This window comes from Mesorhizobium sp. ES1-4, assembly GCF_020164745.1.
In the GTDB taxonomy this organism is placed as follows: Bacteria; Pseudomonadota; Alphaproteobacteria; order Rhizobiales; family Rhizobiaceae; genus Mesorhizobium.
This window is the reverse complement of record NZ_JAIUGV010000038.1, coordinates 1-9,249: the sequence shown is the minus strand read 5'-3', so window position 1 is coordinate 9,249 and position 9,249 is coordinate 1. Positions and strand designations below refer to the sequence as shown.

Here is a 9,249-nt window from a genome sequence, read left to right as displayed (position 1 = left end):
AGCCACCGCATCAAGAAATGCGCTTGGAATGACGACTACCTCATCCAGGCAATCACTCATATGCGATAGCCCTGCCCTCAAGGGGGAGATTCACCGCATTACACGGCGATCCTTGGCCTTCCCGAGGCCACGGCCACGACATGCGCTTCGATGAACATGCGCTGCGCTTCGACGGTGGAGACCCGGAACTCGGTCGCCACGTCGATCTCGGCGCTGTCGGTGCCGGCATCAAGGGCCCGCTGGGCGACGATGGCGCGGACATCGGCCTCGGCGGCCGCGATCGCTGCCGCCTCGTCGAGGAAGTCACGCACGGTCTCACCCGAGGCCAGGCGGAACAGCCCTTCCTTGGGCTGGCTGACCCGCGCCTCGGCCGACACCCTGACCTGGCCGACGACGGCGCCAAGCGCATTGGCGACATCGGTGTCTCCCGGCACCACGCAATCATTGCCGACCAAGGGCGCCAGGCCGGCATAGTGCAGCGGGGCCGAGGCGCCCAGTCCGATGACCGGACGGTCGAGCGCGACGCTGAGGCGGGCAATCCCCGGATGGGCATCCACGGCGCGCTGGACCAGCGCGTGCGCCACGGTTGCCGCGCCATCGAGCCCGTCCTCGGCAAAGGCGGTTTCGAGGATGTATTCGGCCGACCAGCGCGTCAGCGTCACCAGCACCCGCTCCGAGATGGCTTCCGGCGAGGCCGCGATGGCCTGGCCACGGCCATCGCGCCTGCGGGCGAACAGTTCGGCGCCGAGGCGGGCGGCGGAGGCATCCCAGTTCGCCTGCTTGCCAAGCACATGCGCGGCGTCCGACGGGGTGAAGCCCGAAATATGCACCAGCCCGCGCGAGACCAGCCGGTTCAGCGTGGCATTCTGGGCATTCGAGGTCAGCAGCCTGTCGAGGGCAAGCGGGGTCGCGCCGATCGCCTCGTACAGCTTTGCCTCAGGTGCGGTCAGCCCCGCGGCGAGCCTGTCCGGTACGCCGGTGCGGACCGCGAACCGGCCATCCATGCGGCCGGTGTTGGGCGCGCGCAACTGGCGTTCAAGCTCCACTGTGACCGCCCCGCCATGCGCCATGCCGGCCAGTGCCAGCGGCACCAGGCGCCGCGGCCCAAGCAGGATCTTCGGGTTCAGTGCGCCATCCTCCAGCGCCACCTCGGAATCGCCGCCGAGACCGAAGGTGCGCATGGCCACCGCCTCGACCATGGTGCGGAAGCCACCAACCGTGGCGCCTTCCGGATCGAGCCGCGGCCGGCCGCCGTCGAGCACGGCGACGTCGGTGGTGGTGCCGCCAATGTCGGACACCACGGCGTTGTCGAGCCCGGTCATGTGGCGGGCGCCGACCAGGCTGGCGGCGGGACCCGAGAGGATCGTCTCGATCGGCCGTTGGCGGGCGAACGCCGCCGAGACCAGGGCGCCGTCGCCGCGCACCACCATTAGCGGCGCTGCAATGTCGCGCGCCGCGAGAAAGCCCTCGGTCGCCGCCACCAGCCGGTCGATCATCGAAATCAGCCTGGCATTGAGCAGCGTGGTGAGCGCGCGGCGCGGACCGCCGAGCTTGGCCGACAGCTCATGGCTCGATGTGACCGGCAGGCCGGTCTTCTCCCGGATCAGTTCCCGGGCGGCGATCTCATGCGCCGGATTGCGGGTGGCGAAATAAGCGCAGACGGCAAAGCCGGACACCGAAGCGCCGAGTTCCGGCAGCATCGCTTCGAGCCCGGACAGGTCGAGCTTTGCCGCGTTGCCGTGCACATCGTGGCCGCCCGGACAAAACACCACCGGGTCGGTGCCGAGCGCCGTCTTCAGCCCATCGCGGGCAAGATCGGCCTCGGAAAAGCCGATCATGACCAGCGCCACGCGGCCGCCCTGGCCCTCGACCAGCGCGTTGGTGGCGAGCGTCGTCGACATCGAGACCAGCTTGATGTCAGCCGGATCGGTGCCGGCCTTTTCCAGCACCGCGTCCACGGCACCCGAAATGCCGACGGCCAGATCATGCCGCGTGGTCAGCGCCTTGGCCTTGGCCAGCACCTTGCCCTTGTTCGGCCCCTGCTGGGGTCCCTCGGTCTCGGACCACAGCACGGCATCGGTATAGGTGCCGCCGGTATCGATGCCGAGGAAGAGAGGTTTTGACTTGGTCTTGGCGGTCATTGCTGATGGTGGTCCGGCTGGCTGAATTTATCCGCCCTGCCCTTAGCCGATACGGGCCGGGGGATAAAGACGAGAGAGATAGGCCAGTCGGTGGAGAGCGTATTCTCCCCCCTTGAGGGGGAGATTGGTAGCGTGGCGCACCGCCTATCCCACAAACCCAACCTTCTTGTGCGTTCCATCGCAGAACGGTTTGTTGGCCGAGTGGCCGCAGCGGCAAAGGAAGACCTTCGTGGTGCGGTCGACCGTGTGGCCGGTGCCGGTGACGATCTCGACATTGCCTTCGAGCTTGAGCGGGCCGTTCGTGGTCGGCGTCGCCTTCAGCGGCCCGTCACGGGCTTCAAGTGCTGGCGTGTCCTTCAGCGCCGGCTCGCCGGTGGCGGCAAAGCCTGCGTTGATATGGCTGTTGTCACAGAAGGGCTTGTTCTGCGAGGCGCCGCAGCGGCAGAGCGTGGCGCGGAAAAATGTCTCGTCGCCAAGCACGATCTCGGCATGTACCGCCAGCGGGCCGTTTTCGCGCAGCCGCACGGTGTTGACCACAGGCGGTTTTTCCTGCGGCCCGCCATCCTTGCGGACATAGGTGATGGCGCCCGAGGGGCAATTTTCGGCGATGGCGACGATCTTCTCGACGCTGGCCGCTTCGGGATGAATCCATTGGCCCGGCGCGTTGGGCACGAAGACATGCGGGTCGCCAAGCACGCAATTGCGCGAGTGGATGCAGCGCTTGCCGGAGAATCCGACGTCGATCTTGTCACTTTCGACCATGCCGGCCATCGCGGTGCTCCTTGCCTGGAGCGCGCAGGGTCCGAAGGACAGACACCGCGCGCTTTGGTTTTCGGGCAAGCTATGGCTTCCGGCAGGAAAACCGTCAAGCTGACAAACCGGTCAGGGGACCAGCTCGATCTCCTCGGTCTCGCCGCCGCTGCAGGTATAGCAGCAATCCTCGCATTTTTCCTTGTTGCCGGGGCCGACGCCCCAATAGGTGCCCTCATCGCCATCGACCCAGGCGCCGTAGCAGATCGATTCGCCTTCGTTGCAGGAAATCGGCAGCTGCTTGGTCTCGCCGTCGTCGAGATAGAAATCCTTGCCATTGCCCGGCCAGACATAGTCGCGGTCCTGGCTGTAGAGCTCGAGGCGCATGGCGTTGGGATGGCTGTTCTTGACGGCGAAGGTGACATCACCGGCATGGGCGGCGGGCGCCAGCAGCATGGCGAGAGAAAGCGCGGCCAGCGAGCGGCGCGCATAGGCGTAGAACATGGTAACCCCCTGAATAAGCGGCCCATCCGGCCGCGTTGCAACCATCGCATGGCGTGCCGAATCGCGGAAGTGGGCGTGTGAATGGCCCCCTGACTTAATTTGGGTCCGACACGCCCCATCTTCCCTACGGCACCAGGTCGATCGTCTCGGTCGAGTGCTCCACGCAGATGAAGCAGCAGGTGTCGCAAGGCTGGTCGTTGTCCGGCCCGACGCCGGCCGATATCTGGTCGTTGCCATCGACCCAGGCGCCATAGCAGATGCGTTCGCCCTGATTGCAGGAGATCGGCACCGATTTCTGCGATTCCGGATCGACAAGGAATACCTTGTCGTTGCCCGGCCAGACGGTCTCGCGGTCGCGGCTGAACAGCTCGACCGCGACCCCCTGCTTGCGCAGGTTCTTGACGAAAAAGGCCATGTCGGCGGCCTCGGCCGAGGTGGCCAGGACCAATGCCGCCAGCGCAACCATGCGAAACAGCGTCACCGCCGATCTCCTCCGAATCATCGCGGGCAGACTGGCACGCTCGCCCGGAACTAGGAAGACACGCGGCCATCCGCAGCGATCTCACGCCCTAGCCTCACCACTTCGCGCACCAGCAGATCGAGATCGTCGCGTCGGGTGCGATGGTTGGTGATCGCCACACGCAGCCAGTGCTCGCCATGCACGGTGGTGTCGGAGAGTGCCGCGATGCCTTGCTCCTGCAGCCGCAGCATGATCTCGGTGTTGAGCGCCTTTGCCGTTTCGCCCGCCAAACGGGGCCGGTAGCGGAAGCAGACGATGTTGACGGTTGGCGCCGCCGCCAGCTCCAGCGAAGGCTCGGCCTCGACCAGCCCAGCCAGATAGGAGGCTTGCGCGATGTTCTGGTCGATCAGGCGGCCGAATTTTTCGACGCCATGTTGTTTCAGCGCCATCCACACTTTCAGAGCGCGGAAGCCGCGCGACGTCTGGAGGCCGTAGTCGTGCAGCCATTCGCCGGAAGCGAGGCCGCGCGGCGTCGATTCCAGGTATTCCGGCGTGACCGCGAAGGTCCGGCGGTGCGCGGCGGCATCCCTGACCAGAGCGCAGCCGACCTCGAAGGGTGCATGCAGCCATTTGTGCGGATCGAGCGCCACCGAATCGGCCCATTCGATGCCGGCAACGCGGTGGGCGTTTTGCGGCGCGATCGCGATCAGCGCGCCGATGCAGCCATCGACATGGAACCACATGCCTTCCTCGTGAGCGAGCTTGGCCAGCGCCGCGAGATCGTCGATCGCGCCGGTGTTGACCGTGCCGGCATTGCCGATGACGCAGGCCGGCGTGAAGCCGGCCGCGCGATCCTCGGCGATCGCCGCGCGCAGCGCCGATATGTCGATGCGCAGGCCGGCATCGGTCGCGATCCGGCGCAGCGCCCGGTTGCCGAGGCCGAGCGCTTCCATCGCCTTGCGGTGGCAGGAATGGATCTGGTCCGAGCCGTAGAAGCGCAGCGGCTTCTCGATGGCGGCGACGCCGTGCTCGCGCACGTCGATGCCGGCTTTGGTGTTGCGCGCCACGGTCAACCCGATGAGGTTGGCCACCGAGCCGCCGCTGACCAGCGTGCCCGAGGCCGAGGCCGGAAAGCCCAGCATCTGTTTGCACCAATTGACCACCTGGCTGTCCACCAGCCCGGCGGCGTGGTTGCCGCCGCCGAGGTTGGAGCCCTGTATAGCCGCGAGGAAATCGGCCAGCGCGCCGGTGAAGTTGCTCGACCCCATGTACCAGGACCAGAAGCGCGGGTGGATGTTGCCCATGGGATAGGACATCACCGTGCGAGAGACCTCGCCGTAGACCGCGGCAAGCGGCGCCGGCGAGCGCGGCAATGGTGCGGCAAAAAAGTCCCGCACCTCGCCGGGCATTTCCCGCCATACGGGGCGCTCGCGCACCTCGCGCAGGTAGCTCACCGCGTCGTCGACGATATGATGCGACAAGGCCTGCACTTCGGCCCAGTCGGCGGGGTCAAGCGTTTCCTCGGCCACCATGCCGAGGCTTTCCTGCGCGACGTCCATGACAGCCTCCCGTCAAGCCGCCGGGAACTGGCAGCCGGGCGTGGAGCGCGACAGCGCCGTCTCCTCGGCGTCCATCTCGGCCTCGATGCCGTCGAACAGCGGCGTCGACATGTAGCGTTCGCCGGTGTCGGGCAGCATGCACAGGATCACCGCGCCGGGCGCCGCTTTTTCCGCGACCTGGCGCGCCACGGCGAAGGTGGCGCCGCCCGAAATGCCGGTGAAGATGCCTTCCTTCTGGGCCAGCGCCCGCGCCCATTTGATGCCCTCTGGCCCGGCGATCGGCATCACCTCGTCATAGAGGCCGGCGTCGATCGCCTCCTGCAGGACGTTGGGGATGAAGTCCGGCGTCCAGCCCTGGATGGGATGCGGCTCGAAGGCGGGATGACTTGCGGCGGGTGCGCCGCCGGCGCCGCGCTGCTGCGCCTTGCCGCTGCCGATCAGTTGCGCATTGGCTGGCTCGGCCAGCACGATGCGCGTGTCGGGCCGTTCGCGGCGCAAGACGCGCGCCACGCCGACGACGGTGCCGCCGGTGCCATAGCCGGTGACGAAGCAATCCAGCCGCGAACCGGCGAAATCGTTGATGATTTCGCGCGCCGTCGTCGCTTCGTGGATGGCGGCATTGGCGGTCGTCTCGAACTGCCGCGCAAGGAACCAGCCATTGGCCTCGGCCAGTTCGACCGCCTTCCTGTACATGCCAACACCCTTTTCGGCGCGTGGCGTCAGCACCACCTTGGCGCCAAGCATGCGCATCAGCTTGCGGCGCTCGACCGAAAAGCTGTCGGCCATGGTGACGACCAGCGGATAGCCTTTCTGCGCGCAGACCATTGCGAGGCCGATGCCGGTATTGCCGCTGGTTGCCTCGACCACCGTCTGGCCCGGCTTCAGCGCGCCGCTGCGCTCGCCCTCCTCGATGATGTTGAGCGCCAGCCGGTCCTTCACCGAGGCGCCCGGGTTGAAGAACTCGGCCTTGACATAGATGGTCGCATGAGCCGGTGCGAGATTGTTGACGCGGACCGCCGGCGTGTCACCGACAGTGTCCAGGATGCTTTCGAACAGGCGGCCGCGCCCGGCGGTGGTCCTGATTTTTTGCTTGTTCAACATCTTTGTTCTCCCTGGTCGTGGTTCGTGTTCATCGTCACGGTCCGGTTACAAGCCGGCTGCCTGGGCGGCGAGGTTTCGAGACCTTGTCACGCTAGGACCGGCGTGCCGGCGATGCGGCAATGGCTGCATCCGGCGCGGGACTCGCCACCGGATGCGCCTTGTCGCTTTTGGTGATACACAAGGGGCCGACAGGCCAGCGTGGGAGCAGGCGTGGAAACGGACGTGGAATCAGTCCGACCAAGGCTGGACGGCGACATGCCGTGCCTTTCCGTGCGCCTGCTCGGACCACTGACGATCCTGCGCGACGATTTGCCGGTGGCGTTGCCGGCCTCGCGCAAGCTGCGAGCGCTGCTTGCCTATCTCGTGCTGGCGCCACATCCGGTAGGGCGCGGCCGCCTGTGCGAACTTCTATGGGATGTGCCCAACGATCCGCGAGGCGAGTTGCGCTGGTGCCTGAGCAAGCTGCGCGGCGCCCTCGACACGCCGGACCGGCGCCGTATCCGCACGCAAGACGATACAGTCGCGCTCGATCTCGGCGGCTGCCTTGTCGATGCGCTGGAAGTCAGCCAGGCCGCAACGCGAGGGATCGGCCGGCTTGACGCGGAACGGCTGCGAGCGCTGGCCGGACTGTTCGCCGGTGATGTGCTCGACGGGCTGGAGCTCGACCGCAGCCCGCTTTTCAACGGCTGGCTGGTCGCCCAGCGCCGCCGATTTCACGCCTGCCACACCGCCGTCCTGGAAAGGCTCGTCGAAATCCTGCCGGAAGGTTGCGACGAGACGATCGGCCATCTCGATCGTTGGGTGGAGCTGGCCCCGTTCGACGGCCGCGCGCATCTGGCTTTGCTGACCAATCTGGTCCGCCGCGGCGAGATCGGCGCGGCGGACCAGCACCTTGCGGCAACACAACAGCTGTTTCAGTCGGAGGATCTGGATTTCGCGCCGATCCGCGCGGCCTGGCGGGCGATCCGCGACCAACGGGCGAATGCCTCGCCCGGCGCCGCGCCGACCGGCCAGTCCACGGTATCGCGGTTTGTCGCCGCGCCGGGGGACGACGACCCGGTCAAGCCAAGCCATGCCTCGTTGGCGGTGATGCCGTTTGTCGAGGAAGCCGGCACGCGCGGCGGGCTGGCCGATGGCCTCACCCATGACATCATCACCCGCCTCGCCAAGCTCCGGGATTTCTTCGTCATCGCGCGCGGATCGGTGTTCGCGCTGGCCGAGAAGACCATCGCGCCCGAGGAAGCCGGCAGAAAACTGAATGTCGACTATGTCGCCACCGGCACGGTGCGCGGCATGGCAGGCCGGCTGATCGTCGGCGTTGAGCTCATCGAGGTGCGCACGGCAAGGATCGTCTGGGCCGAGACCTTCGAGCGGAGGCCCGACGACATCTTCGCCGTGCTCGACGACATCGGCGACAGCATCGTATCGTCGATATCGGCCGAGATCGAAACGGTCGAGCGCAACCGTGCCTTGCTGAAGGCGCCAAACTCGCTCAATGCGTGGGAGGCCTACCATCGTGGCCTCTGGCATATGTACCGCTTCACCCGGGCCGAGAACGAGCAGGCGCGGCATTTCTTTGCCCGGGCGTTGCAGCTCGACCCGACCTTTGCCCGCGCCTATGCCGGCCTGTCCTTCACTCATTGGCAGAGCGCCTTCCAGCGCTGGGGCGACCGCGAGCGCGAAAGCGCGCTGGCCTTCGAGAGCGCCGGCCAGAGCCTGCTGGTCGACGACCACAATCCGGCCGCGCACTGGGCGATGGGGCGGGCGTTGTGGCTGCGCGGCGAACAGGACGGGTCGCTCGGCGAGCTGGAACAGGCGGTGAAGCTCAGCCCCAATTTCGCGCTCGGCCACTATGCGCTGTCCTTCGTCCACTCGCAGTCGGGCGACCCACGGGCGGCGATCGGCTCCTCCGATCACTCGCGCCATCTGAGCCCCTTCGATCCGCTGCTGTTCGGCATGCTGGGGGCGCGGGCCATGGCACATGTCCGGCTCGGCCAGTTCGAGGAGGCGGCCGAATGGGCGGTGAAGGCGGCGGCCCGGCCGAACGCGCACGCCGTCATCCTGGCGATCGCGGCACATTGCCTTGCGCTGGCGGGGCGGCTCGACGAAGCACGCGGCTTCGCCACTGCCATCCGCAAGACGTTGCCGGATTACCGCGCCGACGATTTCATCGGCACTTTCCGATTCGAGCCCGACGCCGAGGCCCTGTTCCGGCAGGGCGCCAGGCGGATCGGGCTCAGCTGATTGCAGGCTTGAACGCCCCGTTAACGAACTCGGAAGGAGTTGCTTAACCGTTCGCGGCTATAGCAATTCCAGGAAAACTGCGTAGCGGTTTTCCGTCCGGAATTGCGTGAAAACAAAGAGTTAGAGCGGTTCAACGATTCTACCAACACTGAACCGCTCTATGTGAGCTTCCGGGGGACCATGGCAAAGTGAGCACGATGAGCGACAACCCCGACAAGCGCACCGAATGGCGCGCCATTCTTCATATACAGGCCCGCGTCGCCGTGCTGTTCGTTCCGGTGGTCGCCAGCCTGCTGCTCATCGCCGCCCTTGCCGGCAACGACCGCAAGTCGGTTCCCGACGTCGACCGAACGGTTACCGGATCGGTGCGATAGACGCCACGACAGCCGGCTGCGAACGCCTGCAGGTGCGCGCTAGAGCGGTTCAGCGTTTGATAGAATCGCTGAACCGCTCTAACTCTTTGTTTTCACGCAATTCCGGACGGAAAACC

8 protein-coding genes are annotated in these 9,249 nt (G+C 66.5%); 2 read left to right on the top strand and 6 right to left on the bottom strand.

Going from position 1 to position 9,249, the window contains the following annotated elements; translation table 11 throughout:
• Nucleotides 1-98 precede the first annotated feature (98 nt).
• From LB556_RS31475 to cysK, 6 genes are all read right to left on the bottom strand, one after another.
• On the bottom strand, nt 99-2,141 hold the full coding sequence (locus tag LB556_RS31475) for a hydantoinase/oxoprolinase family protein (RefSeq protein ID WP_224571280.1): 2,043 nt from the start codon (nt 2,139-2,141) through the stop codon (nt 99-101).
• Nucleotides 2,142-2,285: 144 nt separating this feature from the next.
• The gene (locus tag LB556_RS31470) at nt 2,286-2,912 is read right to left on the bottom strand and encodes a CDGSH iron-sulfur domain-containing protein (protein WP_224571279.1); all 627 of its coding nucleotides are present in this window, start codon (nt 2,910-2,912) and stop codon (nt 2,286-2,288) included.
• A gap of 111 nt (nt 2,913-3,023) precedes the next feature.
• A complete protein-coding gene (locus LB556_RS31465; RefSeq protein ID WP_224571278.1) occupies nt 3,024-3,395 on the bottom strand; it encodes a hypothetical protein in 372 nt (123 codons plus the stop codon).
• Between the two features lie 124 nt (nt 3,396-3,519).
• Nucleotides 3,520-3,876 (bottom strand): hypothetical protein, encoded by a 357-nt coding sequence (locus tag LB556_RS31460; protein WP_224571277.1) that lies wholly within the window; start codon nt 3,874-3,876, stop codon nt 3,520-3,522.
• 50 nt (nt 3,877-3,926) lie between these two features.
• The gene (locus LB556_RS31455) at nt 3,927-5,414 is read right to left on the bottom strand and encodes a pyridoxal phosphate-dependent decarboxylase family protein (RefSeq protein WP_224571276.1); all 1,488 of its coding nucleotides are present in this window, start codon (nt 5,412-5,414) and stop codon (nt 3,927-3,929) included.
• A gap of 12 nt (nt 5,415-5,426) precedes the next feature.
• Entirely contained in the window at nt 5,427-6,515 is a 1,089-nt protein-coding gene (gene cysK / locus LB556_RS31450; protein WP_224571275.1) for a cysteine synthase A, read from the bottom strand.
• Between the two features lie 255 nt (nt 6,516-6,770).
• On the opposite strand from cysK, the gene LB556_RS31445 reads away from it, so the two are divergent.
• Entirely contained in the window at nt 6,771-8,759 is a 1,989-nt protein-coding gene (locus tag LB556_RS31445) for a BTAD domain-containing putative transcriptional regulator (RefSeq protein ID WP_224571281.1), read from the top strand.
• A 197-nt stretch (nt 8,760-8,956) separates the two neighbouring features.
• Nucleotides 8,957-9,133 (top strand): hypothetical protein, encoded by a 177-nt coding sequence (locus LB556_RS31440; RefSeq protein WP_224571274.1) that lies wholly within the window; start codon nt 8,957-8,959, stop codon nt 9,131-9,133.
• Nucleotides 9,134-9,249 lie beyond the last annotated feature (116 nt).

Bases quoted from the DNA above. Each gene is read 5' to 3' on its own strand.
- LB556_RS31475 (WP_224571280.1), bottom strand. From the start codon at position 2,141: ATGACCGCCAAGACCAAGTCAAAACCTCTCTTCCTCGGCATCGATACC.
- LB556_RS31470 (WP_224571279.1), bottom strand. From the start codon at position 2,912: ATGGCCGGCATGGTCGAAAGTGACAAGATCGACGTCGGATTCTCCGGC.
- LB556_RS31465 (WP_224571278.1), bottom strand. From the start codon at position 3,395: ATGTTCTACGCCTATGCGCGCCGCTCGCTGGCCGCGCTTTCTCTCGCC.
- LB556_RS31455 (WP_224571276.1), bottom strand. From the start codon at position 5,414: ATGGACGTCGCGCAGGAAAGCCTCGGCATGGTGGCCGAGGAAACGCTT.
- cysK (WP_224571275.1), bottom strand. From the start codon at position 6,515: ATGTTGAACAAGCAAAAAATCAGGACCACCGCCGGGCGCGGCCGCCTG.
- LB556_RS31445 (WP_224571281.1), top strand. From the start codon at position 6,771: ATGCCGTGCCTTTCCGTGCGCCTGCTCGGACCACTGACGATCCTGCGC.
- LB556_RS31440 (WP_224571274.1), top strand. From the start codon at position 8,957: ATGAGCGACAACCCCGACAAGCGCACCGAATGGCGCGCCATTCTTCAT.